At 73.5% G+C, this 24,784-nt stretch carries 20 protein-coding genes and 3 tRNA genes; 10 read left to right on the forward strand and 13 right to left on the reverse strand.

What is annotated here, in order from left to right; all coding sequences use genetic code 11:
* Nucleotides 1–11: 11 nt before the first annotated feature.
* Nucleotides 12–1,538 carry an amidophosphoribosyltransferase gene (purF, locus tag ACH4K1_RS29005; RefSeq protein ID WP_073767903.1) on the reverse strand — a complete coding sequence of 509 codons (1,527 nt, stop codon included), beginning with the start codon at nt 1,536–1,538 and terminating at the stop codon, nt 12–14.
* A 456-nt stretch (nt 1,539–1,994) separates the two neighbouring features.
* On the opposite strand from purF, the gene ACH4K1_RS29010 reads away from it, so the two are divergent.
* Nucleotides 1,995–2,087, forward strand: coding sequence for a putative leader peptide (locus tag ACH4K1_RS29010; RefSeq protein WP_350693465.1), 93 nt, complete (start codon nt 1,995–1,997; stop codon nt 2,085–2,087).
* A 204-nt stretch (nt 2,088–2,291) separates the two neighbouring features.
* Nucleotides 2,292–3,776, forward strand: coding sequence for a sulfatase (locus ACH4K1_RS29015; protein ID WP_398092528.1), 1,485 nt, complete (start codon nt 2,292–2,294; stop codon nt 3,774–3,776).
* A 138-nt stretch (nt 3,777–3,914) separates the two neighbouring features.
* Here the strand turns inward: ACH4K1_RS29015 and ACH4K1_RS29020 are convergent, their stop codons facing one another.
* The 7 genes from ACH4K1_RS29020 to purS form a co-directional block, all read right to left on the reverse strand.
* Nucleotides 3,915–4,751: an META domain-containing protein gene (locus tag ACH4K1_RS29020; protein WP_398092529.1), complete on the reverse strand. Its 837-nt coding sequence runs from the start codon at nt 4,749–4,751 to the stop codon at nt 3,915–3,917.
* Nucleotides 4,752–4,842: 91 nt separating this feature from the next.
* Complete coding sequence (locus tag ACH4K1_RS29025) at nt 4,843–5,646, reverse strand: sterol carrier family protein (protein WP_398092530.1); 804 nt, start codon at nt 5,644–5,646, stop codon at nt 4,843–4,845.
* A gap of 36 nt (nt 5,647–5,682) precedes the next feature.
* The gene (locus ACH4K1_RS29030) at nt 5,683–6,534 is read right to left on the reverse strand and encodes a M23 family metallopeptidase (protein WP_398092531.1); all 852 of its coding nucleotides are present in this window, start codon (nt 6,532–6,534) and stop codon (nt 5,683–5,685) included.
* A 39-nt stretch (nt 6,535–6,573) separates the two neighbouring features.
* Nucleotides 6,574–7,080, reverse strand: coding sequence for an ArsR/SmtB family transcription factor (locus tag ACH4K1_RS29035; RefSeq protein ID WP_398092532.1), 507 nt, complete (start codon nt 7,078–7,080; stop codon nt 6,574–6,576).
* Between the two features lie 113 nt (nt 7,081–7,193).
* On the reverse strand, nt 7,194–9,443 hold the full coding sequence (purL, locus tag ACH4K1_RS29040) for a phosphoribosylformylglycinamidine synthase subunit PurL (RefSeq protein WP_398092533.1): 2,250 nt from the start codon (nt 9,441–9,443) through the stop codon (nt 7,194–7,196).
* On the reverse strand, nt 9,440–10,120 hold the full coding sequence (gene purQ / locus ACH4K1_RS29045) for a phosphoribosylformylglycinamidine synthase subunit PurQ (protein WP_145798408.1): 681 nt from the start codon (nt 10,118–10,120) through the stop codon (nt 9,440–9,442). Before purQ ends, purL begins: the two co-directional genes overlap by 4 nt.
* Entirely contained in the window at nt 10,117–10,368 is a 252-nt protein-coding gene (gene purS, locus ACH4K1_RS29050; protein WP_010056446.1) for a phosphoribosylformylglycinamidine synthase subunit PurS, read from the reverse strand. Before purS ends, purQ begins: the two co-directional genes overlap by 4 nt.
* A 440-nt stretch (nt 10,369–10,808) precedes the next feature.
* On the opposite strand from purS, the gene ACH4K1_RS29055 reads away from it, so the two are divergent.
* The 8 genes from ACH4K1_RS29055 (at nt 10,809) to ACH4K1_RS29090 (ending at nt 15,982) form a co-directional block, all read left to right on the forward strand.
* The gene (locus tag ACH4K1_RS29055) at nt 10,809–11,144 is read left to right on the forward strand and encodes an Lsr2 family protein (protein WP_398092534.1); all 336 of its coding nucleotides are present in this window, start codon (nt 10,809–10,811) and stop codon (nt 11,142–11,144) included.
* Between the two features lie 348 nt (nt 11,145–11,492).
* Nucleotides 11,493–11,564 (forward strand) — tRNA-Gly (locus ACH4K1_RS29060).
* A gap of 83 nt (nt 11,565–11,647) precedes the next feature.
* Nucleotides 11,648–11,720: transfer RNA gene (locus ACH4K1_RS29065), tRNA-Gly, on the forward strand.
* A gap of 162 nt (nt 11,721–11,882) precedes the next feature.
* Entirely contained in the window at nt 11,883–12,947 is a 1,065-nt protein-coding gene (locus ACH4K1_RS29070) for an ABC transporter ATP-binding protein (protein ID WP_398092535.1), read from the forward strand.
* Nucleotides 12,944–13,777, forward strand: a complete 834-nt coding sequence (locus ACH4K1_RS29075) for an ABC transporter permease (protein ID WP_398092536.1) — start codon at nt 12,944–12,946, stop codon at nt 13,775–13,777. Before ACH4K1_RS29070 ends, ACH4K1_RS29075 begins: the two co-directional genes overlap by 4 nt.
* 19 nt (nt 13,778–13,796) lie before the next feature.
* The gene (locus tag ACH4K1_RS29080) at nt 13,797–15,266 is read left to right on the forward strand and encodes a sensor histidine kinase (RefSeq protein ID WP_398092537.1); all 1,470 of its coding nucleotides are present in this window, start codon (nt 13,797–13,799) and stop codon (nt 15,264–15,266) included.
* Nucleotides 15,263–15,883, forward strand: a complete 621-nt coding sequence (locus ACH4K1_RS29085; protein WP_398092538.1) for a response regulator — start codon at nt 15,263–15,265, stop codon at nt 15,881–15,883. The genes ACH4K1_RS29080 and ACH4K1_RS29085 overlap by 4 nt, the downstream gene beginning before the upstream one ends.
* A gap of 23 nt (nt 15,884–15,906) precedes the next feature.
* Nucleotides 15,907–15,982, forward strand: a tRNA-Gly gene (locus ACH4K1_RS29090).
* Between the two features lie 55 nt (nt 15,983–16,037).
* On the opposite strand, the gene ACH4K1_RS29095 is transcribed toward ACH4K1_RS29090, so the two are convergent.
* The 5 genes from ACH4K1_RS29095 to ACH4K1_RS29115 form a co-directional block, all read right to left on the reverse strand.
* The gene (locus ACH4K1_RS29095; protein WP_398092539.1) at nt 16,038–16,952 is read right to left on the reverse strand and encodes a phosphoribosylaminoimidazolesuccinocarboxamide synthase; all 915 of its coding nucleotides are present in this window, start codon (nt 16,950–16,952) and stop codon (nt 16,038–16,040) included.
* Between the two features lie 222 nt (nt 16,953–17,174).
* Nucleotides 17,175–18,629, reverse strand: coding sequence for a N,N-dimethylformamidase beta subunit family domain-containing protein (locus ACH4K1_RS29100; protein WP_398092540.1), 1,455 nt, complete (start codon nt 18,627–18,629; stop codon nt 17,175–17,177).
* Nucleotides 18,630–18,988: 359 nt separating this feature from the next.
* A complete protein-coding gene (locus ACH4K1_RS29105) occupies nt 18,989–20,683 on the reverse strand; it encodes a hypothetical protein (RefSeq protein WP_398092541.1) in 1,695 nt (564 codons plus the stop codon).
* A 335-nt stretch (nt 20,684–21,018) separates the two neighbouring features.
* Entirely contained in the window at nt 21,019–22,269 is a 1,251-nt protein-coding gene (gene purD / locus ACH4K1_RS29110; protein ID WP_398092542.1) for a phosphoribosylamine--glycine ligase, read from the reverse strand.
* A gap of 155 nt (nt 22,270–22,424) precedes the next feature.
* Nucleotides 22,425–24,698, reverse strand: coding sequence for a DNA polymerase III subunit gamma and tau (locus ACH4K1_RS29115; RefSeq protein ID WP_398092543.1), 2,274 nt, complete (start codon nt 24,696–24,698; stop codon nt 22,425–22,427).
* Nucleotides 24,699–24,784 lie beyond the last annotated feature (86 nt).

The following is a 24,784-nucleotide window of genomic DNA, read 5'->3' on the forward strand; positions in this document are numbered from 1 at the left end:
GCGCGTCCGGGTCACGGACGGCGCAGCGCGTCGGCCGCGGCGGTCGCCGCCGGGCCCGCCGCCAGCTCGGTCTCCAGCAGCTGCTTGCCGAGCAGCTCCGGGTCGGGCAGCTCCATCGGGTACTCACCGTCGAAGCAGGCGCGGCAGAGGTTCGGCTTGTCGATCGTCGTCGCCTCGATCATCGAGTCGATCGAGATGTACGCGAGGGAGTCGGCGCCCATGGAGGTGCAGATCTCGTCGACGGTCATGCCGTTGGCGATCAGCTCGGCGCGGGTGGCGAAGTCGATCCCGAAGAAGCAGGGCCACTTCACCGGCGGCGAGGAGATCCGGATGTGGATCTCGGCCGCACCGGCCTCGCGGAGCATCCGGACCAGGGCGCGCTGGGTGTTGCCGCGGACGATCGAGTCGTCGACGACCACCAGGCGCTTGCCCTTGATGACTTCCTTGAGCGGGTTCAGCTTGAGCCGGATGCCGAGCTGGCGGATGGTCTGCGAGGGCTGGATGAAGGTCCGGCCGACGTAGGCGTTCTTCACCAGTCCGGCGCCGAACGGGATGCCGCTCGCCTCCGCGTACCCGATCGCGGCGGGGGTGCCGGATTCCGGGGTCGCTATGACGAGGTCCGCCTCGGCGGGGGCCTCGGCGGCCAGCTTCCGGCCCATCTCCACCCGGGAGAGGTAGACGTTGCGGCCGGCGATGTCGGTGTCGGGGCGGGCCAGGTAGACGTACTCGAAGACGCAGCCCTTGGGCTTCGCTTCCGCGAAGCGAGAGGTGCGCAGACCGTTCTCGTCGATGGCGACCAGCTCGCCCGGCTCGATCTCGCGCACGTAGCTGGCGCCGCAGATGTCGAGCGCCGCGGACTCCGAGGCGACCACCCAGCCGCGCTCCAGCCGGCCGAGGACCAGCGGGCGGATGCCCTGCGGGTCGCGGGCGGCGTAGAGGGTGTGCTCGTCCATGAAGACGAGCGAGAACGCGCCCTTCACATCGGGGAGCACCTTGGCGGCGGCTTCCTCGATGGTGAGCGGCTTGTCGTCCTCGTCGCGCTGCCCGGCGAGCAGCGCGGTCACCAGGTCGGTGTCGTTGGTCGCGGCGACCTGGGTGGCGCGGCCGTCCTTGCGCGGGAGGTCGGCGACCATCTCCGCGAGCTGGGCGGTGTTGACCAGGTTCCCGTTGTGGCCGAGGGCGATCGAGCCGTGCGCGGTGGCACGGAACGTCGGCTGCGCGTTCTCCCACACCGAGGCGCCGGTGGTGGAGTAGCGGGCATGTCCGACCGCGATATGGCCCTGGAGGGAACCCAGAGACGTTTCGTCGAAGACCTGCGAGACCAGTCCCATGTCCTTGAAGACCAGGATCTGGGACCCGTTGCTCACTGCGATGCCCGCGGATTCCTGTCCGCGGTGCTGCAGGGCATACAGTCCGAAATAGGTGAGCTTGGCGACCTCTTCACCCGGAGCCCAGACACCGAAGACGCCACAAGCGTCCTGGGGGCCTTTCTCTCCGGGGAGCAGGTCGTGGTTGAGTCGTCCATCACCACGGGGCACGGCACCGAGTGTAGGGGAGATCGACCACTGGTCCGAATTGGGGACCGGCGGGCAAACGCCGGGCGGAGCGGGGACGGCGGCCCCGGGGACCGCGCGGGACGGGCGATTCGCGGGGCTTCGGCCGGTGACGCTGCGTTACCACCGTGGGGGTGGTACGGGCTGTGCGAGGCGACCGCGGCACTCATTTCCGGGCCGGAGAACCGGTTACCGATCGGTAGCGAGCGGCGGGAGCGGAGGAGGGTCCGTGGCGCTCGGTGAACCCGCCCGAACGCCGCCCCGCCCCCTGGCCGAACGCTCGTTCCGTGGTGAGCCTCACACCTCCGGGCCCCGGGCGAGCGGCCCGGGCCGTGGAGGGCGGGGGCCGTGGAGGACGAGGGCCGTGGAGGACGAGGGCCGTCGTCCGCAGTCCGAGACCGCCATTGACAGCTCCCCGGCCCGTTGGCAGGCTCCTCCCCCATGCAGCCCCTCGGTGATCTCTCGATCACGCTCGTGGTGCGCCGGCACGTCGATCTGGGACGTGTAGCGAGCGCCATCTGTCGCCGCGCCTGAGGAAGCCGCACCTCCCGGACCCCGCAGGGCCTCCGCCCCGGGCCCCGGCCTGCGCGCCCGCGTTCCTCCCTCTCGCTCTCCCTCCCTCTTCCGTCCCTCGCGGGCGGGTGCGCCCCTCCGCGGGCCCCCGCCCGCCGGAACGTCGCGCCCACCGCCTCGCGCCCCGTCCTCCGACCGGCGCCCGAGGCCCGCCCAGGAGCCCTCATGACCTCTCGCGATGCGCACACGCCTGCGGAACCACGATCCGGGACGCCGCTGACCCGGCGCGCCTTCACCACCGCCGTCGGCGCGGCCGCCGTCACGGCGGCCGGGACGGCGGGGGCCGCCCCGGCGACCGCCGCGGGCACGGCCGCCGCCGACGTGCCACGGGAACGCCCGTTCCGCGCCGCCCGCGGCAAACACGCGCGCCGTCCCAACATCCTCTTCATCCTCGGCGACGACCTCGGCTGGGCGGACCTCTCCTCGTACGGGTCTCCACACATCCGCACGCCCCACCTGGACGGGCTGGCGCGGCAGGGCGTGCGCTTCACCGACGCGTACGCGGGATCCGCGACCTGCTCCCCGACCCGGTTCAGCCTCTACACGGGGCGCTATCCGGGGCGTACGCGGGGCGGGCTCGCCGAGCCCATCGCCGACCGTTCGGCAGGGCTGGAGCCCACCCATCCGACGCTGGCCTCGCTCCTGCGCGGCGTCGGCTACGCGACCGCGCTGATCGGCAAGTGGCACTGCGGGTACCTGCCGGACTACAGCCCGACGAAGTCGGGGTACGACGAGTTCTTCGGCAACTTCGGCGGGGCCCTGGAGTACTACTCCAAGCTCGGCCTGGGGGGCGAGTACGACCTGTACGAGGGCGACGCCGAGTACAAGGACCTGCGGTACTACACCCGGGTCCTCACGGAGCGCGCGAGCGAGTACGTGCGGCGCGGCCACGACGGCGGGCCGTGGCTGCTCAACCTGAACTTCACCACCCCGCACTGGCCCTGGATCGCCGACGGCGACACCGGGGCGAGCGCCGAGATCGTCCGGCGGATCGAGGCCGGCGACCGGTCCGCCCTCCGGCACGCCGACGGCGGCTCGGTCGAGAAGTACACGGAGATGGTCGAGGACCTGGACCGCTCGGTCGGCGAGGTGCTGAAGGCGCTGAAGCGGTCGGGGCAGGAGAAGGACACCCTGGTCTTCTTCGCCAGCGACAACGGCGGCGAGCGGTTCTCCTACAACTGGCCGCTCACCGGCAACAAGAGCTCGCTCCAGGAGGGCGGCATCCGCGTCCCCTCGGTGCTGCGCTGGCCCGCCCGCATCGAGGGGGGCCAGGTCAGCGATCTGCCGGTGTTCTCCCCCGACTGGACGGCCACCCTGCTGGAGCTGGGCGGGGCACGACCGGACCCCGCCCACCCGCTGGACGGCATCAGCCTCGCGGGGTACCTGCTGCGGGGTGAGACGCCGAAGGAACGCGACCTGTTCTGGCGGGTGCGCGGCGAGCGGGCGCTGCGGCGCGGCGAGCGGGCGCTGCGGCGCGGCGACTGGAAGTACTACCGGGGAAGGAGCGGGACCGACCAGCTGTTCAACCTGGCCGAGGACCGGCGCGAGCAGGCCGACCGGGCGAAGACCGACCCGGGACGGCTGGCCGAGTTGCGGGCGTCGTGGGAGAGGACCGACTCCGGCCTGCTCCCCTATCCGAAAGCCTCCTGACCCGTCTTCAGCGGCGTCCGGCGGCGCGCCCCGGCCGGTCGGCACCCGGCCGCCGGGGCGGGCACGGCCGCCCACCGGCCCGCACGTCCTGCGGCACCCGCCGCGCCTCCGTCACGGGCCGCGGGCGCGCCCTCCGGGTCACCCGTGCCGGGGGGCGGCCCCGGCGGGGGCGGCGGTGGCGCCGATCCCCTTGCCGTCCTCCCCGGTGAGGGTGAGGGTGCTGCCCTTGATCGTGTACGTCGCCGGGCCGCCGAGGGCCGCGAGCACGGCGCGTTCCACCTTCATCTCCGCCTCCGGGCACATCTTCCGGGTGCTCATGATCGGCCCGAAGGTGATCGTGGAGCCCTTCACCGCGGCCTTGCCGCTGAAGGAGTTGCAGCCGGAGTCGCCCCGTACGGCGCCGTCCTCGGCGAAGGTCAGGCGGGGCGCCCGCTCGGCGGGCAGGTCGGCCGGCACGGTGGTGGCCGTCTCGCCGTCGAGCAGCGTGGTCACCGTCCACCGGGTGCCGACCAGGTCGGCGGCCTTCTCCTCGCTGAGCTCCATGGTCGCGCCGCCTTCCTTGGTGAGGGTCAGCTTCCCGCCCGAGAGCTTCGCGGTCAGTTCGCCGCCCATCGCGTCGATGGCGGCCTTCTCGAACTTCTCGATCTCCTCGTCGCACGCCATCTGCGTGGTGACGGGCTTGCCGAGGGTGATCCGGTCGCCCTCCACCCGCGCGTCCACGCCGATGTGGTTGCAACCGAAATCCGCGGTGGCGCGGCCCTTCGGGTCGATCTCCATCCGGGCCCCCGCCGGGGCCTCGGTCTTCTTCCCGTCGACGGTCACCGAGTCCACGCTCCAGGCGACGCCGGTGACGGGGACGTCGCTCTGCACGGCGTCGCCGCCGCCACCGGAACCGGAACCGGACTCCGTACCGCAGGCGGCGAGGGCGAGGAGGGCCAGGACGCTGACGCTGAGGGTCATCCGTTGTGTGCGCATGGCGATGTGACGGAACGGCCCCCCGGTCCGGTTCCGTGCGTTCCGGTTCCGTGCGTTCCGCTTCCGGGCGTTCCGCTTCCGGGCGGGCGCCTCACCCCATCAGGGGCAGCAGCGCGGCCAGATCGGCCCGCTCCCCGCCGGCGGCGACCTCGGCGTCCGCCAGGGCCCGCGCCCACTGCGTACGCCCCGTGGCGAGCCGCAGCCAGGTGAGCGGGGCGGTCTCCACGACGTTGGGCGGGGTGCCCCGGGTGTGCTTCGGCCCGCCGATGCACTGGACCACCGCGAACGGCGGCACGCGCACCTCGACCGAGCCGCCGGGGGCCCGGTCCGCGAGGGCGTCCGCCAGCAGCCGGGTGCAGGCGGCCAGCGCCTGCCGGTCGTAGGGGACCTCCAGCCCGAGCGCCGCGTTCAGGTCGTCGGTGTGGACGGTCAGCTCGACGGTCCGGGTGACCAGGTAGTCGACCAGCCGCATGGATCCGACCCGGGTGGCCAGCAACCGCTCCCCCGTGCCGGTGGCGGGGACCGCCGCCGCGAAATCCGCCTCCGCCTCCTCGTACAGCGCGACGAGGTCGGGGCTGCCGGCCGCCAGCTCCACGACGTCCGCGGAGATCGGGGCGGCGTACGCGGCGGTGGCCGACGGCCACTCCGCCAGGACGAGACCGGGCTTGGCGCCGGGCGGCTCCGGCAGGGCCAGGGAGCGGGCGACGCTGCTCAGCCCCATCGCGATGTGGGCGGCCAGCTCGCGCACCGTCCAGTCGCCGAGCCGGGTCGGCGCGGCGAGCTGTTCGGGCGTCAACTCCGCGACGGCGTCGCGCACATGGCCGAACTGGGCGAGGACCGCGGTACGGGTCCTGAGGTAGTCGTAGGCGCGCGGGCGCTTCTTGGCCGGAGGCATGGGCCGAGCGTAGCCCGCCTTCCCGACAACGCGCCCTCAGACCCCGGTGACCCGTTCCCCGACCGTGAACGTCTCACCGTCGGCGGGGACGCCGACCCCCCGCCACATGAACGGGACGCCCCGGGCGTCGTCGGGGTCCGGGCCGTCCATCAGATGGAAGTGGAGGTGCGGTTCGGTGGTGTTGCCGGAGTTGCCCACGCGCCCGATCTCCTGCCCGGCCCGGACCCGGTCCCCCGGCTTCACCCGGAGCGAGCCGCGCCGGGCGTGGGCGTACACCGCGTACACACCGCCGCCGAGGTCGAGGACGACGTGGTTTCCGAGGATCCGGTGCGCACCCAGGATCGAGCGGACCACGCCCTCCAGGAACATCAGGTACGCGAGGGCGGGCAGCGAGGTGCGGCTCAGGTGGTCGCGCTGTCCGTCGCTCGTCCGTACGACCGTGGCGTCGGCCACCGCGAGCAGCGGCGCGCCGAACGCGGGGAAGGCGCGGTTGCGGCGGACGAGCGGCCAGAGCCGGTGGGACGCCGGGCGGGCCGGACCCTCGCCCTCCGCCGTCTCCGGCTCGGCCACGATGTCGATCGCGTACGTCTGCCCGTACACGTGCGTCCCGTGGCTCGGCGCCTTGTCCGCCGGGCTGTTGAAGGCCGTCCAGCGGCCGGTCACCGGCGGGGCGACCTCGACCGGGGGCCGCGGCACGCCGCGGGGCCGGGCGGCCCTGGCCTGGAGGACGGTCGTCGCCGCCATGAGGGCGAGGACGACCACGGCGGGCAGGAGGGTGGTCGCCCACCCCGGCCCGGGCAGATCGGTGACGGACTCCCCGATCACCAGCGCGAACAGCGCCGCCCAGGACAGCCGCATGGCGGTCGGAACGGCTCTGCGGACGGTCATGGTCGTCTCCCCCTGTCGTCTGCGTTCGGCCCGCGGCCCCTACGGTCGCGCCGCCGTGAGCACCACCAGCAGCGGCACCACCCGGACCGGCGGGATCTCGTACCGGCCGCGGCCCGTCGCCTGCAGCCAGCCCGCGGCGGTCAACTGGCGCAGGTGGTGGTAGATCTGGCCGGTGGTGCCGGCCCCGTCGAGCGCGGCCAGTTCGGCGGCCGTCCTCAGGCCGCCGAGGATCTCGCGGAGCAGGCGCAGCCGGACCGGATGGCCGAGCGCGGCGAACGACTCGGCGGCGTCCGCCCAGTCCCCCTCGACCAGGGCCTCGGTGAGAGCGCCGTACTGCCACTCGTAGCTCTCGCCGGTGGGCAGCCGCACCGCGCCCGTGTACAGCACTCCGCCGTCGGCGGCGGCTTCTCCGACGGCGGCCAGCTGCTGTTTCAGCCCGTCCAGCGCCCAGAAGTCGCCGTCTCCCAGTCGGGGGGACGCGGGTTCCCGCCCTTCCAGTGCCGTGAGCCGCCGCTCCAGCTCGGCGACCCGCTGCTCCAGCTCCATGACACAACCTTACGTAATTACGTAATTTCCAACAAGAGGTGGGTGAGAAGGCCGAAGCCCCCGCCCGGATGGCCCGGGCGGGGGCTTCGGAGAAACGCCGGTCGGCGCGCGGCTCAGGCGAGCAGCGCGGGGATCGTCGCCTCGTGCGCCGTACGCAGCTCGCTCAGCGGGATGCTGAACTCGCCCTGGATCTCGATCTCCTCGCCGTCCACCACGCCGATGCGAGCGACGGGCAGACCGCGCGCGCCGCACATGTCGGTGAAGCGGAGCTCCTCGCTGCGCGGGACCGCGACGACCGCGCGGCCCGCCGACTCGGAGAAGAGGAACGTGAACGCGTCCAGGCCGTCCGGCACGACCAGCCGGGCGCCCTTCCCGCCGCGCAGGCAGGACTCGGTGACGGCCTGGATGAGACCGCCGTCGCTCAGGTCGTGCGCGGCGTCGATCATGCCGTCGCGCGAGGCCGAGATGAGGATGTCGGCGAGCAGCTTCTCGCGGGCCAGGTCCACCTTGGGCGGCAGGCCGCCGAGGTGCTGGTGGACGACCTCGGACCAGGCCGAGCCGCCGAACTCCTCGGCCGTGTCGCCCAGCAGGTAGAGGAGCTGGCCCTCTTCCGCGAAGGCGACCGGCGTGCGCCGGTTCACGTCGTCGATCACACCGAGCACGGCCACGACCGGCGTCGGGTGGATCGCCGTCTCACCGGTCTGGTTGTACAGCGAGACGTTGCCGCCGGTGACCGGGGTGCCCAGCTCCAGGCAGCCGTCCGCGAGACCGCGCGTGGCCTCCGCGAACTGCCACATGACGTCCGGGTCCTCGGGCGAACCGAAGTTCAGGCAGTCCGAGATGGCCAGCGGCCGGGCGCCGGAGGCGGCGACGTTGCGGTACGACTCCGCCAGCGCGAGCTGCGCGCCGGTGTACGGGTCGAGCTTGGCGTACCGGCCGTTGCCGTCGGTCGCCAGCGCCACGCCCAGGTTCGTCTCGGCGTCGATGCGGACCATGCCCGCGTCCTCGCCCATCGCGAGGACGGTGTTGCCCTGCACGAAGCGGTCGTACTGGTCGGTGATCCACGCCTTGGAGGCCTGGTTCGGGGAGGCGACCAGCTTGAGGACCTGCTCGCGCAGCTCGGCGGCGTCTCCCGGGCGGGCGAGCCTGCCCGCGTCGTCCGCCTGGAGCGCGTCCTGCCAGGACGGGCGGGCGAACGGGCGGTGGTAGACCGGGCCGTCGTGGGCGACCGAGCGCGGCGGCACGTCCACGATCTGCTCGCCGTGCCAGTAGATCTCCAGCTGGGAGCCGTCGGTCACCTCACCGATGACGGTGGCGATGACGTCCCACTTCTCGCAGATCTCCAGGAACCGGTCCACGTGCTGCGGCTCGACGATCGCGCACATGCGCTCCTGCGACTCGCTCATGAGGATCTCCTCGGGCGAGAGCGAGGAGTCGCGCAGCGGCACGGTGTCCAGCTCGACGCGCATGCCGCCGGAACCGGCGGAGGCCAGCTCGCTGGTGGCGCAGGAGAGCCCGGCGCCGCCGAGGTCCTGGATGCCCGCGACGAGCTTCTCCTTGAAGATCTCCAGGGTGCACTCGATGAGGAGCTTCTCCTGGAAGGGGTCGCCGACCTGGACGGCGGGGCGCTTGGCCGGCCCGGTGGACTCGAAGGTCTCGGAGGCCAGCACGGAGACGCCGCCGATGCCGTCGCCGCCGGTGCGGGCGCCGTACAGGATGACCTTGTTGCCGGGGCCCGACGCCTGGGCGAGGTGGATGTCCTCGTGCTTCATCACACCGATGCAGCCGGCGTTGACCAGCGGGTTGCCCTGGTAGCAGGCGTCGAAGACGACCTCGCCGCCGATGTTGGGCAGGCCCAGGCAGTTGCCGTAGCCGCCGATGCCCGCGACGACGCCCGGCAGGACGCGCTTGGTGTCGGGGTGGTCGGCGGCGCCGAAGCGCAGGGGGTCCACGACCGCCACCGGGCGGGCGCCCATCGCGAGGATGTCGCGGACGATGCCGCCGATGCCGGTGGCCGCGCCCTGGTAGGGCTCGATGTACGAGGGGTGGTTGTGCGACTCGACCTTGAAGGTGACCGCGTACCCCTGGCCGACGTCGACGACGCCGGCGTTCTCGCCGATGCCGACGAGCATGGCGTCGTTCTCCGGGACCTTCTCGCCGAACTGCTTGAGGTGGACCTTGCTGCTCTTGTACGAGCAGTGCTCCGACCACATCACCGAGTACATGGCGAGCTCGGCGCCGGTGGGGCGGCGGCCCAGGATCTCGCGGATCCGGGCGTACTCGTCCTCCTTGAGGCCGAGCTCCTTCCAGGGCTGCTCGGCGTCCGGGGTCTCGGCCGCGTGCTTGACCGTATCCAGGCTCATGCGTTGACCAGCTTCTTGATGATCGAGGTGAAGAAACCGAGGCCGTCGGTGCGGCCGGTGCCGACGAGCGGCTCCACGGCGTGCTCCGGATGCGGCATCAGGCCGACGATGTTGCCCGCGGCGTTGGTGATGCCCGCGATGTCGCGGAGCGAGCCGTTGGGGTTGCCCTCCAGGTAGCGGAAGGCGACGCGGCCCTCGGCCTCCAGCTCGTCGAGCGTGCGCTCGTCGGCGGTGTACCGGCCGTCCATGTTCTTGAGCGGAACCCTGATCTCCTGGCCGGCGCTGTAGTCCGAGGTCCAGGCGGTCTCCGCGTTCTCGACCCGCAGGCTCTGGTCGCGGCAGACGAAGTGGAGGTGGTTGTTGCGCAGCATCGCGCCGGGCAGCAGGTGCGCCTCGGTCAGGATCTGGAAGCCGTTGCAGATGCCGAGGACCGGCATCCCGGCCTTCGCCTGCTCGATGAGGGTTTCCATCACCGGCGAGAAGCGGGAAATCGCCCCCGCCCGGAGGTAGTCCCCGTACGAGAAACCGCCGGCCAGCACGACCGCGTCGACCTGGTGGAGATCCTTGTCGCGGTGCCACAGGGATACGGGCTCGGCGCCCGCGATCCGGACGGCGCGCAGGGCGTCCTGATCGTCGAGGGTGCCGGGAAAAGTGACGACGCCGATACGGGTGGTCACTTCTCCTCCTCCACCTTCACGACGAAGTCCTCGATGACGGTGTTGGCGAGGAACGTCTCGGCCATCTCGTTAATGCGGGCGAGGGCGGCGTCGTCGACCGGCCCCTCGACCTCCAGCTCGAAACGCTTTCCCTGACGAACGTCCGCGATTCCCTCGAAGCCGAGACGGGGCAGTGCGCGCTGCACCGCCTGTCCCTGCGGGTCGAGGATCTCGGGCTTGAGCATGACGTCGACTACGACGCGTGCCACTGGCACTCCCGGTGTGGTGGTGTGGTGCGGCTGTCTCTCCAGGGGGGTCCCCCAGACCCCCGCGGGTCCACTCAGCGTACCTGCCCAAAATTTCTACGCGGGTAGATATCGGGCAGGGCGGACCCGGCGGACATCTTCCGCGGATCACGTCCGGATATCGGCGGCGACACCGCAAGGAAAAGGTCTGGGAAAAACTCGCGCCGTTTGTACCCGGATTGCACACGGACACGCGGAGGTAATTGGTCGGGCTTCACAATGTGGTGTCCGCCGCTGTACAAATGATTAGGGGGAAAGCAGCATCGACCCCTGGCAAACAACGGAAAAACGGGAACAACGGACCAGTCGACATCGCGTCGATCCGCATCCGCCCGCCTGGCAGCCGGAAGGCCGGCATCCGCGCACGCAGGACGCGCCGATGCCGTAGGAAAGGACCGATATCCGTGGCTCAGCGCGTAGTGGTGACGCTCTCCGACGACATCGACGGGGGAGAGGCGGCGGAAACGGTGGCCTTCGCCCTGGACGGGAAGACGTACGAGATCGACCTCAATCCCGCCAACGCCAGGAAACTGCGGAAGGCCCTGGCGCCTTACGTGGCCGCCGCCCGAAAGCAGACCCACACCGGCAAGCACGGGCGGAAGCCCACGTCCTACCGGCACACCTCCCTCGCCCCGGACCCGGCGGCCGTCCGCGCCTGGGCCCGCTCGCACCGGATGGAGGTGCCGGCCCGGGGCCGCATCCCGAAGAAGGTCTACGAGGCGTTCGACGCGGCCGGCTGAGCCGCCGGCGACCGGCCGGAGCCACCGGGCGGCACGCGGTCGCGCGGCGAGCGGGGCCGTCCGGCGGGCAGGGGCGCCCAGCGGGCAGGGTCCGTCCGGAACGGCGGCCGGCCCCCGCTCCGGACGGCCCGTCACCCTCCCCCGGGGCGGGGCGGAACGGGCTCCGGACGCCCCTCCGACCGGCCCCCGGGCACCCCTCCGACCGGCCTCCGCGCGCCCCTCCGACCGGGCGCCGGGGCCCGGCCCGCGAACGCCGGAGGGAGCCGACTTGCGCGACACCCCCGCAGGTCGGCTAGAGTCTGGAGCACGCCGAGGGGCGAGGCCGCAAAGCCGAATCCCACGCAGCGTGCGGGTGTAGTTCAGTAGTAGAACATCCCCCTTCCAGGGGGAAGGCGCAGTGTGCAATTCCTGTCACCCGCTCTGCACGACTCTCCGGACCGGCCACACCGTCGGATCAGGTAGAGTGGTGCTCGCTCCACCGGTGAAAGCCGAGTGGTCGCATTGCGGACGTAGCTCAGTTGGTAGAGCGCAACCTTGCCAAGGTTGAGGTCGCCAGTTCGAACCTGGTCGTCCGCTCAGCAGCAGAGGCCCCGATCTTCGGATCGGGGCCTCTGTCGTGTTCCCCTCCTCGCCCCCGTCTCCCCGGCCGCCCCGGCACGCCCCCCCCATGACGTTTGTCATGAGCAGTGATGACAGCGCGCACTGCCCGCGGGCCCGGTCCGGCGGAAGCCTTCAAGCATGACCAGCGACGACATGTTCAGCGCCCGGCCGGCCTCGACCGGTGGCCCGACCGGAGGCACGCCCGGCGCGGAGACGGTGATCGCGGCGGACGGGGTCCGCCGCAGCTACCAGGACGGCTTCGAGGCCGTGTCCGGCATCTCCTTCTCCGTGGCCCGCGGCGAACTGTTCGCCCTGCTCGGGACGAACGGGGCGGGCAAGACCTCGACCGTCGAACTCCTGGAGGGGCTGGCGCTCCCGACCTCCGGGACCGTCCGGATCCTCGGCCACGACCCGTACCGCGAACGCGCCGCCGTCCGGCCCCGGACCGGGGTGATGCTCCAGGAGGGCGGCTTCCCCTCCGACCTCACCGTCCTGGAGACCGCGCGGATGTGGTCCGCGTGCACCACCGGCGCACGCCCCGCCGCCGAGGCCTTGGACATGGTCGGCCTCACGAGCCGCACCGGGGTGCGGGTCAAGCAGCTGTCCGGCGGCGAGAAGCGCCGCCTGGACCTGGCGCTCGCCCTGACCTCGCGGCCCGAGGTGCTCTTCCTCGACGAGCCGACCACGGGACTGGACGCGGAGGGCCGCCGGTCCACCTGGGAGCTGATCCGGGCGCTCCGGGACAACGGCACGACCGTCCTGCTGACCACCCACTACCTGGAGGAGGCGGAGGCGCTCGCGGACCGGCTGGCGATCATGCACCAGGGGCAGATCGTGACGGCCGGAACGACCGCCGAGGTGACCGCGTCACAGCCCGCACGCATCCGGTTCACGCTGCCCGACGACGTACCGGCAGCGCGTCTTCCGCTCTCCCTGCGGGCGGCCGCGGAGGGGCGGCGGATCGAGATCCGCACCCCGGTGCTCCAGGAAGCGCTGCACGAACTGCTGGGCTGGGCACGGGAGTCGGGCGTGCACCTGCTCGACCTCGACGCCCGCTCCGCCTCCCTGGAGGAGGCGTTCCTCCAGATCGCCCACACCCAACTGCGTTCCCGCGCCGACGACCCGCGGCGGGCCGGGGCCGGCGGCCCCGCGGACGGCGGCGTCCGGAACGCGACGGAGAAGACGAAGAAGGTGACGGCATGACCACGCCCACCGTCCTCACGGACGACCGCACGGCCCCCGGCGGCTCCCCCGCGCCGCCCTCGAAGGCCGCCGCGTCGGCGCGCCGGCTGACCGCCCTCGCCCGTGCCGAGCTGGTGCTGCTCCTGCGCAACCGGTCGGCGCTCTTCCTGGCCCTGGTGCTGCCGGTCGTCATGATCTTCTCGATCCGGGCGTCGCTCCGGCAGATCGACCTGACCGGTACCGGGCTCTCGATCGCGGGCGCGGCCCTCACCGGCGGCATCGGCGTCGTCCTCCTCCAGGTCGTCTACATGAACCTGGTCACCGGCTACGTCACCCGGCGCGAGGAGCTCGTCCTCAAGCGGCTGCGCACCGGCGAGATCACCGACCGCGAGATCCTGACCGCCACCGCCGTGCCCTCGATCGCCCTGGCGCTCGTGCAGTGCGTGCTGCTCGTCGTGGCCGGCGCCATCGCCTTCGACCTGGCGGCCCCGAAGCGCCCCGAGGTGTTCCTGGCGGGCCTGGTGGTGGGCCTGGTGATGATGTCGGCGCTGGCCGCCGCGACCTCGGCGCTGACGCGGACGGTCCAGACCTCGCAGCTCACCACGTTGCCGCTGTACTTCGTCTCGCTCTTCGGCTCCGGGATCTTCGTCCCGCTGGACGTCTTCCCGGACAGGCTCGCCTCGGCACTCGAACTGCTGCCGCTGACCGGGGTGGTGACCCTCGTCCAGCACGGCTGGCTCGGCGGGGTGGAGGGCGGTGATCTGCTGACGGCCGCCGCGGTGGCGTTGGCCTGGACCGCGTTCGCGGTGTTTGCTGTGCAGCGGTGGTTCCGCTGGGATCCGCGCGGCTGAGGTGAAGGGGCTGAAGGGTGTGATCGGGCGGGTACGGGGCTGGCGGCGCGGCTGGCACGAACGCAGCAAGCTGCAGCGCATCGACCTCTACACCCGGGTGACGCTCTGCTCGATCATCTGGCTCTTCGCGGTGTCGTGGGGGCTGCTGCCGCTCGGCGAGACCCTGGACCGGGGAGCGGTGGCGATCGCCCTGGGCGGAGCGTTCCTCGCCGCCAACGTCGTCCAGTCCGTGCTGAGCAGCCGCAACCTGGCGCCCGCCTTCGAGGACTACCGGGGCACGGCGCCGTTCCCCGCCCGGCGGTTGCGCCTGCCCGCCGCGCTCCAGACGGTGATGACCGGCCTGCTGGTGGCCCTCGCGGGGGTGGGCGGGGTGAAGGACGAGGGGCTCGTCCTGCTGGTGCTGGACCTGCCCGTGGCGTTCGCCGTCCCGTACGTCCTGCTCGTCCCGGTCCGGAGGTTCCTGCTCCACGCCGCCGCCTTCTCGGTGGCCGGCGTGGCCCTCCTGGCGGCCGTGGGCGTACCGGGCGGGCAGCTGTTCGGGGCCTTCGTCTCCCTGGCCGTCGTCACTCTGCTGGTGCTCGTATCGGCCCGGCCGAGCGCCTGGAGTCTGTCCGTGATGTGGCAGGCGGAGGAGGCGCGGGACATGCAGGCCCGGCTGGCGGTGGCGGAGGAGCGGCTGCGGTTCGGCCGGGACATGCACGACGTACTGGGCCGGAACCTGTCCGTGATCGCGTTGAAGAGCGAGCTGGCCGTGGAGCTGGCCCAGCGCGGGAACCCCGCCGCGATGGACCAGATGGTCGAGGTGCAGCGGATCGCCCGCGCCTCCCAGCAGGAGGTCCGCGATGTCGTACGCGGCTACCGGGAGGCCGACCTCCCCACCGAACTCATGGGCGCACGAGGCGTGTTGGAGGCAGCCGGGATCTCCGTGGGCGTGGAGGGCGCGGACGGCCCGGCCGGCATCGGCGCCCCCGCCGCCGTGCAGGCCGCGCTCGGCTGGGTGGTGCGCGAGACGGCGACCAACGTCCTGCGCCACGGCGACCCCCGCCACTGCCGGATCCGGCTCACGCGGACATGGGACGCGGTGGTCCTGGAGGTCGAGAACGACGGGGCGGGCCCCGCGGGCCCGGGCGACGGCGGCCCGGGCGACGGGGGTGGTGCGGGGCTGAGAGGGCTGCGCGAACGGCTCGGAGCGCTCGGCGGGACGCTCAGCGCGGGAAGGGCCGGGGACGATCTCTTCCGGGTAACGGCGACGGTTCCGCTGACGGGCCCCCGTACGCGGCCGGGCGGCCGTGCGGCTTCCTCCCCTGCCTCCGCCACCTCCCGTGCCTCTTCCCCTCCCGCCACCCCTCCCACCGCTTCCGACCCCGCCGCCTCCCGCACCTCCGCCGCCTCTCCCACCGCTTCCGACCCCGCCGCCTCGCCCACCTCGTCCACCTCCTCCGCCTCTTCCGACCCCGCTTCCGCATCCGCTCCTCCGGAGGAACGATGACCACCGACCGGCCCCTGCGGGTCCTGCTGGCCGACGACGAACACCTCATCCGGGGCGCGTTGGCCGCGCTGCTCGCCCTGGAGGAGGACCTCGTCGTGGTCGCGGAGGCGGCGAGCGGCCCCGAGGCGCTGGCCATGGCGCTCGCGCACCGGCCCGACGTCGCCGTCCTGGACCTCCAGATGCCGGGCGCGGACGGTGTGAAGGTCGCCACATCGCTGCGGACCGGGCTGCCGGACTGCCGGACCATGATCGTGACCAGCCACGGCCGCCCCGGGCACCTCAAGCGGGCGCTGGCCGCCGGCGTACGCGGGTTCGTGCCGAAGACCGTCTCCGCCCGCCGGCTCGCCGAGATCATCCGTACCGTCCACGCGGGAAACCGTTACGTGGACCCGGAGTTGGCCGCCGACGCCATCGCCGCCGGGGACTCGCCGCTGACCGCCCGCGAAGCCGAGGTGCTCGAACTGGCGGCGGACGGGGCGCCGGTCGCGGAGATCGCCGAGCGGGCGTCGCTCTCCCAGGGGACCGTGCGCAACTACCTCTCCTCGGCCGCTTCCAAGATCGGCGCCGAGAACCGGCACACGGCCGTGCGTCTCGCACGCGAGCGGGGTTGGGTATAGTGGGCAGCGCGCTGCGGCGCACTGCGGATGTAGCTCAGTTGGTAGAGCGCAACCTTGCCAAGGTTGAGGTCGCCAGTTCGAACCTGGTCATCCGCTCCACGCAGAGAAGGCCCCGGACCTTTCGGTCCGGGGCCTTCCTCGTATCCGTCGGCCCTTACGCCCAGTTCGCGCCGGTCAGCACCTCGAACGCCTCGATGTACTTGGCGCGGGTCGCCTCCACGATCTCCTGCGGGAGCGCCGGGGGCGGCGTCTCGCTCGCGCGGTCCCAGCCGGAGGCCGGGGAGGTCAGCCAGTCGCGGACGAACTGCTTGTCGTAGCTGGGCTGGGCGCGGCCCGGCTCCCAGGTGGCGGCGGGCCAGAAGCGGGAGGAGTCCGGGGTCAGCACCTCGTCGGCGATGATCAGCCGCTCGGTCCCGTCCTCGGCGGTCTCGAAACCGAACTCGAACTTGGTGTCGGCCAGGATGATCCCGCGCTGGTGCGCGATGTCGCGTGCCCGGCGGTAGACGTCGAGCGTGGTCTGCCGCAGCTGGGCGGCGGTCTCCACGCCGACCTCGCGGGCCACCTCCTCGTAGCTGACGTTCTCGTCGTGTTCGCCCACGGCGGCCTTGGTGGCCGGGGTGAAGATCGCGCCGGGCAGCTCGGAGCCGTTGACCAGGCCCTCGGGGAGGCCGATGCCGCAGACCGTACGGGTGGCGTCGTACTCGACGAGCCCGGAGCCGGTCAGGTAGCCGCGGGCCACGCACTCGACCTCGATCATGCGCAGGCTCTTGCAGATGAGGGTGCGGCCCTCCCACTCGGCCGGGGCGCCCGGGGGCAGCTCGGTGGAGAGGACGTGGTTGGGCACCAGGTCGGCGAGCTGGTCGAACCACCAGAGCGAGAGCCGGGTCAGGACGCGGCCCTTGTCGGGGATCGCCGTGGGCAGCACCCAGTCGTACGCGGAGATGCGGTCGCTGGCCACCATCACGAGGTCGCCCGCCTCGTTCCGGTACAGGTCACGCACCTTGCCGGTGTGCAGGTGGGTGAGGCCCGGCACCTGTACGGGCTCGGGCTTTTCTACAAAACCGGACACGGTTCCTCCGCGTAGCTTGATCCAGGAGCGGTTCCGATTGTCCCGCACGAAGTGCCTGCGGCGCGCGCCGGGCCCGAAGGGGGGCGGCCGGGGGCCGGCCCCGGAGGGTGACGGCCGGGGGGCCGGCCCGGAGGCGGGCGCTTCTCCTGGGCGGGGGCCCGGAACCGGGTGGTCGCGATGCCGCTGCCGGGTACGCGGCCCGGTCGGTCGCTCCTGTCCCGGTCAGTCGCTCTTGCAGATCCGGTCCAGGAGGTTGGCCGTGGCCTGTTGGATGCGGCGGTCGGTGTGGCCCGGGCGGTCCAGGGCCGGGGACCAGGCGAAGGTGCCGGAGGCGAAGACGAGGGCGCCGGAGGGGGCCTGGTAGAGCGAGGTCTCCTGGTGGCGGAGGGCCCCCTCGGAGTCCTCGTACGGGGAGTGGGCGAGCAGGATGCGGTTGTCGTGCTGGGGCAGGCTGGTGCGCGGGAAGTAGCGGTCGGCCTCGCCCGCGACCAGCCCCGGGATCTCGTCTCCCTCGGCCGCTCCCGTCGCCTCCCAGAGCCAGTGCTCGGCGTTGCGCACGACCATCGGGCGGGGATCGGGCACCCGGCCCGCGTACTGGATGCCCAGGAGCTGCTGCTCGGGCCGGTCCACCTCGCGCCACAGCGCGGACTTCCCCGGGCCCCGGCGTTTGCGGCAGGTCAGCAGGCGGTCCGGCTCGCCCGATGCGGAAGGGGCGAGGCTCACCTGCCAGTACATGGTGTTGGCGGAGAGGAAGACGAGCGAGGTGCCGGTGTCCCGGGCGCGCTCGGCGGCCCGGCGCATCGGCAGCGACCAGTACTCGTCGTGGCCGGGGAAGACCAGCCCCCGGTAGCGGGCGGGGTCGACGCGGCCCGCGTGCAGATCGCGGGCGTCGGCGTAGGCGAGGTCGTACCCGTACCGCTCGGCCCAGCGGATGAAGTCGTACGCGTGGCCGACGTGGAGCGGCAGGCCGGCCCCGGCGTACGGGCGGTCGAAGGAGATGGTGACGGCGGCGTCCTCCTCGCCGAGCAGCCTCCCCCGCTCGTCCCACGCGTGGTAGAGGCTGGCGCCCGTGCGGCCGTCCTCCGGGTAGAGGTTGTACGCCTGCCAGGTGATGTCGGGCAGCAGGAGCAGCAGGTCGGCGGGGTGGTCGTCGCGCACCGTGAAGGGGATGTGCGAGCGGTAGCCGTCGGCGGTGGTCAGGACGGCCACGTACGCGCCGACCGACCAGTAGCTCGGGATCTGGAGCCGCCAGGACATCCACCAGTGGTGGCAGGAGACGGTCCGGTCGGCGGCGAGCGGAGGGGGCTGGACGATGCCGGAGAGCCGCGGGCTGGTGGTGATCTTGGACGCGCCGTCGCCGCCGTAGTGACCGATCCGGTAGACGTCCACGGAGAACTGCTGGGGCGGGTCCACCGTGATGTGGAAGTCGACGGCCTCGCCGGGGGCTGCCGCGCCGGGCGAGACGAAGCCCTTGATCTGGCGGCGTACGTCGTCGGCGGTGCGGGTGCCGCCGCCGGTGGAGCGGGCGAGGTCGGCGTACCAGGGGACGACCTGACCGGTGTCGTCGAAGTAGTTCTCACTGCCGCGCAGCCAGGGCAGCGGCCCCTGTCCGAAGGGGTCGCTCACCGCGTGCGCGAGGGCACCCGACTCCCACCGGCGAATCTGCTCCGCCCCCATGCCGCGCCCCTCCCTCGGACCCCCGGAAAGGACAAGCGCAGGGGGGTCCCCCGGACAACTCTGATGCGCCGAACGTCAGCGCCGGTCCCAGCACATCACATAACGCACGCAGCTCGTCACCCTTCGTCGCTAATTGGCGGGAACGGAACCGTTTCTTCCGGTCCGTTCCCGCATATCTGTCCGGCGTACGCGCTCCCTACGGGCGGATCGAGCCGGTCCGGCGCCCGCGCCCGCGCGCCTCCACGGCGTACCGGCCCGTCCGGGCGCGCGGTGGACGCGCCCTTCCGGCCGGCCCGCGGGGAGCCCGCCCGTCCGGCATATGCGCCCGTCCATTCGTACGGCTTGCGCGGCGTACACGCTCACACCAGCCGGACCGGCTTGTCGGCGCGCACGCCCACGTCGGCCAGCCAGGACAGCAGCGGGTCCGGATCGCCGTCCTCGACCAGGCTGAGGACCGGGTCCGCGAGGTCCGCCCTGCGCTCCCCGCCGACCAGCAGCGCGGGGCCGTCCAGCCAGTCCAGGCCCGGGGCCGCGCCCGCCGTGTCCACGGCCGCGCAGCAGACCATGGCCGCCACGTGATCGGCGAGCAGTTCGGCGCCCGTACGGGGAGGCTGGAGCGGGAAGAGGGGCAGCGGGCCCGGGCCCCAGAGGTCGAGGGGGTCGTCCGCCGCACCGCCACCGTGCCCCTGGCCGCCGGGGCCCTTGCTTCCGTGGCCGACGCCGCCGGGGCCCTGGGGGCCGCCCTCCTCGCGGGCGACCGCGGCGCCGATGCCCGCCGCCAGCTCCTCGCTCGACCCGCCGGGCCCGGACAGGTGCTCCACGACCCGGGCCAGGGTGGGATCGGCCGGGTCGGCGGCGGACGCCCGGGGGACGCCCAGGGTGTCCAGGACCCGGTGCAGGCGGGCCGCCTCGCTGCGCCACTTCCGGTCGACGACCTCGTCCGGATACTGCTGCCAGTCCACCGGCGCCCACTCCGGGCCGCTCTCGGCGGGACCGCCGTGGAAGAGGCGGGCGGCGAGCAGGGAGGCGGCCTCGTCGGCCGTCCCGGGCTCCTCCAGCAGGTCGCAGGCGGGCCGCTCGCCGAGGCGCAGGGCGAAGCCGTCGGCCAGCCGGTCCCGGCGGGAGAGCTCGGTGAGCGCGGCGACCACCCCGGCGTCCAGCCGGGAGGGCCAGCGGCCCATCCGCCAGGCGGGCAGCGCCACCCGGGTCAGCAGGCGGTCCCAGCCGGCGTAGGCGAGGCCGACCTGCTCCTGGGCCGTGATGCGCAGCCTCTGGTCGACCGTCTGGGCCCGCAGGGCACCGGCGGCCGCCACACAGCGCTCCATCTCCGCGGCATGGTCCCGGCAGGCCCGCAGCAGCAGCCGGGAGACCCAGCCCACGAAGGCGAGCGGCGCCCCGCGCAGCGCGCCCCTGCCGGGGGCGGCGGCATCCGCTATCGCGGCGTCCAGACCGCGGACGAAGCGGCGGGCGGCGGCTATGTCGGGGTCGGCGGACGGGCCGGTGCCCGCCACCACGGGCGCCAGGACCGCGCGCAGCTCGGCGACCCGCATCCACCACAGGAACGGCGAGCCGATGACGAGGACGGGGGCGGCGCCGGCGCCCCCGGCGGCCACCGGGGCCCCCGGGGCCTTCCGGAGCGCGCGGTGGGTGCGGTCCTCCAGCCAGCTGTCGCAGTCCGGGGTGAGCGCTATGGCCGAGGGCGCGGGCACACCGAGCCGGTCGGCCAGCTCCCGGACCAGCCGGTAGAGGTCGGGGGCCCCTTCTTCGGGCACGGGGACCGTGGGGCTCATGGCGGGCCGCGCGCGGGCCACGGAGACGGCGACCGGGACGGTCACCAGCAGCACGGCGGCCGCGACGGCGAGGACCGTCCAGCGCACGGTGTCCCAGGCGGGCCCGTCCAGATGCCCCTGCGCGTCCGCGGCGAACAGGACGACGGCGACGGCCGCGGGCAGGATCGCCACGGCCAGCGCCCTGCCGCGGATCCGCAGCAGGGAGAGCGCTCGGGCCCGCGCGGCCCGCGCGCCCAGCTCCTCACCCACATCGATACCGGACACGGTCGGACGTCACCCCCTCTGCCCCGCGACGGTGTTGCTCACTCCCCCACTGTGGCACCCCCCACCGACATCGCAATGCCGGTGGGCCAAGTGCCGGAACGCTTGCGCCGCACCCTAGTTGGGGCTCCGGCGGCCGTCATCCGGATGGCCCAGCCGTCACTCGATGGAATGGCTTTGGGTAAAGCTGCTGACGTGTCCGCGCCGATGGGCAAGCGGACTTCTCCCCTGGTCCCAGGGTCGTCCGGGTGCGCGACAGCCCCTCGCGCCTGCCGCGCACGCCGGAGCGTACGGGGGGCGGCGGAGGGGCTGTACGGGCGGCCGTCGTACGGGGTGCGTCAGGCCTGTGCCGCCTTGAGGGCGATGTCCGTACGGTGGTGGGAGCCGTCGAGCCGGATGCGGCCGAGTGCGGTGTAGGCGCGTTCCCGGGCCGCCGTGAGGTCCTTGCCGGTCGCGGTCACCGAGAGCACCCGGCCGCCCGCGCTGACCACCGCGTCGCCCTCGGCACGGGTTCCCGCGTGCAGGACGTACGCGTCGGGCCCGTCCTGCGCCGCGACGTCCGCGAGCCCCTCGATCGGGTCGCCCGTGCGCGGGGTGTCCGGGTAGTTGTGCGAGGCGATGACCACGGTGACGGCGGCGTCGTCGCGCCAGTTCAGCGGCGGGAGGGTGTCGAGGGCGCCGTTGGCGGAGGCGAGCAGGACACCGGCCAGCGGGGTCTTCAGCCGGGCCAGCACGACCTGGGTCTCGGGGTCGCCGAAACGGGCGTTGAACTCGATGACCCGCACGCCGCGCGAGGTGATCGCGAGACCCGCGTAGAGCAGCCCGGAGAAGGGCGTTCCCCGGCGGCGCAGCTCGTCGACGGTGGGCTGGAGGACGGTTTCGAGGACCTCGTCGACCAGCTTGGGGTCGGCCCACGGGAGGGGGGAGTAGGCGCCCATCCCGCCGGTGTTCGGGCCCTCGTCGCCGTCCAGGGCGCGCTTGAAGTCCTGGGCGGGCTGGAGCGGCACCACGGTGGTGCCGTCGGTGATGGCGAAGAGGCTGACCTCGGGGCCGTCGAGGAACTCCTCGATGACCACGCGGTCGCAGGACAGCGCGTGGGCGCGGGCCGCCTCCACGTCCTCGGTGACGACGACGCCCTTGCCGGCCGCGAGGCCGTCGTCCTTGACGACGTACGGGGCTCCGAACGCGTCGAGGGCCTCGTCGATCTCGGCCGGAGTGGTGCAGACGTAGCTGCGGGCGGTGGGAACCCCGGCGCCGGCCATGACGTCCTTGGCGAACGCCTTGGAGCCCTCCAGCCGGGCGGCCTCGCCGGACGGGCCGAAGCAGGGGATGCCGGCCGCGCGCACGGCGTCGGCGACCCCGGCGACGAGCGGCGCCTCCGGGCCGACGACCACCAGCCCGGCGCCCAGCTCGGTCGCGAGGCGCGCGACGGCGTCACCGTCGAGCGCGTCGACCGCGCGCAGTTCGGCCACCTCTGCGATGCCGGCGTTGCCGGGGGCGCAGTACAGAGCGGTGACGTCGGGGTCGAGGGACAGAGAGCGGCACAGGGCGTGTTCGCGGGCGCCGCCGCCGATGACGAGGACCTTCACGGGGTGCAGCCTAGCCGCCGGGCGCGCGGAGCCCTTACGGCCGCCGATCGGTGGACGGCGCCCCAGCCCGCGGCGTCCCCGCCCGGGCCGTCACCGCCTACGTCGCCGCCGCCCATGTCGTCACCGCCCGTGTCGCCGCCCAGGCCGTCACCGCGTCACTGCTCGTTGGGGAACTCGTCGACCACGGTGGCGCCCAGCTCGCGGACGATCAACTCGTGGCCGGAGAGGGCGGAGTCGACGAGGTCCGGGTCGTCGGCCTCCGGGATGTCGTCCTCGATGGACACGGACCTCGGCGGCTCCGCCCCGTACGCACCGGCGGCGGGCGGGGCTTCCCGGCCGCGCTGCGGTGCGGAGGCCGGCGCCGGCGAGGGGCCCGAGGGCGCGTGCTGCCCCTGCTGCGGTGCGGGGGGCTGCTGCGGGGGCGCGTGCTGGGGCCGGGGCTCGTACGCGACGGGCGCGGGGGCCGCGGGGGCGGGCTGGTACTGCGGGGCGGGGCGTCCGCCGCCTCCGCCGGGCCCGGGGGCGCCGCCGCCGGAGGGGTCGATGACCGCCTCGATGCGCCACTGGGCGTTGAAGCGCTCGGCGAGGGCCTGCTTCAGCACCTCCTCGCTGCCGCTGCTCGCGAAGTTGTCGCGGGCGCCCGCGTTGAGGAAGCCGAGCTGGAGGGTGGTGCCATCGAACCCGGCGACCTGGGCGTTCTGGCTGAGCAGGATCCAGGTGAAGCGGCGACGGTTCTTGACCGCCTCCAGGATGTCGGGCCACATGTTCCGCACCTGGACGGCGCCCTGGGCCATGTCCTGACCGCCGTCCGGCGCGGCCTGCCCGGCCGGGGGGGCGGTGGGAGCGGCGGCGGGCGGCGGGGTGGCGGGCCGGGCGGGGCCGCTGCCGGGGGCGGAGGCGGTGGGCCAGCCACCCGGACGACGGCCCTGCTCCCCCGCCCCGGCCCCGGCCCCGGCCCCGGCTCCGGTTACGACGGGGGCTCCGGCTCCGGCGGGGGTTCCGGCGGCGGTGGGCCAGGACCCGGGCCGCTGGGCCGACTCGGCTGCGGGGACCGGGGCCTGCGCCTGGATCTGCTGGGCGGGCGGTGCGTAGGCGGCGGGCGCGGGAGGCGCCTCCCCTCGGGCGGCGGCGCGGGCGGCGTCGGGACCGGCGAGGCCCATGGGGGCGGCCTGGGGAGCTGGGGCCGGGGCGTGGGCGTCGGGGCCCGGCACGTACCCCAGGGGGGCGGCGGCGGCGGGCGGGGCGGCGAACGAGGCGGCCGCGGCGGCCGAGGCACCGCGCTCCAGCCGGTCGAGCCGGGCCTGCAGCGACCGCTCGTCGTCGTAGGCGGCGGGCAGCAGGACCCGGGCGCAGATCAGCTCCACCTGGAGGCGCGGCGAGGTGGCCCCGCGCATCTCGGTGAGCCCTTCGTTGACCAGGTCGGCGGCGCGGCTCAGCTCGGCGGCGCCGAAGACGGAGGCCTGGGCCTGCATGCGCTCGACCACGTCGGCGGGGGCGTCGATGAGCCCCTTCTCCCCCGCGTCCGGCACGGCGGCGAGGATCACCAGGTCGCGCAACCGCTCCAGGAGGTCCGCCACGAAACGACGGGGGTCGTTGCCGCCCTCGATGACCCGGTCCACGACCTCGAAGGCGGCGGCCCCGTCCCCGGCCGCGAAGGCGTCGACGATGGAGTCGAGGAGGGAGCCGTCCGTGTACCCGAGGAGCGAGGTGGCCATGGCGTACGTCACACCGTCGTCGCCCGCGCCGGCCAGCAGCTGGTCCATGACGGACATCGAGTCACGCACGGACCCGGCCCCGGCGCGCACGACGAGCGGGAGGACGCCGTCCTCGACGGGGCTGTTCTCCCGGCCGCACACATCGGCGAGGTAGGTGCGCAGGGTGCCCGGGGGGACGAGCCGGAACGGATAGTGGTGCGTACGCGACCGGATCGTCCCGATGACCTTCTCGGGCTCGGTCGTCGCGAAGATGAACTTGAGGTGCTCCGGCGGCTCCTCGACCACCTTCAGCAGGGCGTTGAAGCCCGCCGGGGTGACCATGTGCGCCTCGTCGATGATGTAGATCTTGTAACGGCTGGAGGCGGGCCCGAAGAACGCCTTCTCGCGCAGATCACGGGCGTCGTCCACGCCCCCGTGCGACGCGGCGTCGATCTCGATCACGTCGATGGACCCCGGCCCGTTGCGCGCGAGGTCCCGGCAGGACTGGCACTCCCCGCACGGGGTGGGGGTGGGGCCCTGCTCGCAGTTCAGACAGCGGGCGAGGATGCGCGCGCTGGTCGTCTTTCCACAGCCGCGCGGCCCGCTGAACAGGTACGCGTGGTTGACCCGGTTGTTCCGCAGGGCCTGCTGGAGCGGGTCAGTGACATGCTCCTGACCGATGACCTCGGCGAACGACTCGGGGCGGTAGCGGCGGTACAGCGCAAGGGACGACACACCTACGAGGTTATCGGGGCCGACTGACAACCGGCTCCACACCGCTCGCCCCGGGGCCCGGCACGGTTCGAGCGGACTCCCGGCGC

The organism is Streptomyces sp. NPDC017448, from assembly GCF_044330565.1.
Taxonomy (GTDB): domain Bacteria; phylum Actinomycetota; class Actinomycetes; order Streptomycetales; family Streptomycetaceae; genus Streptomyces.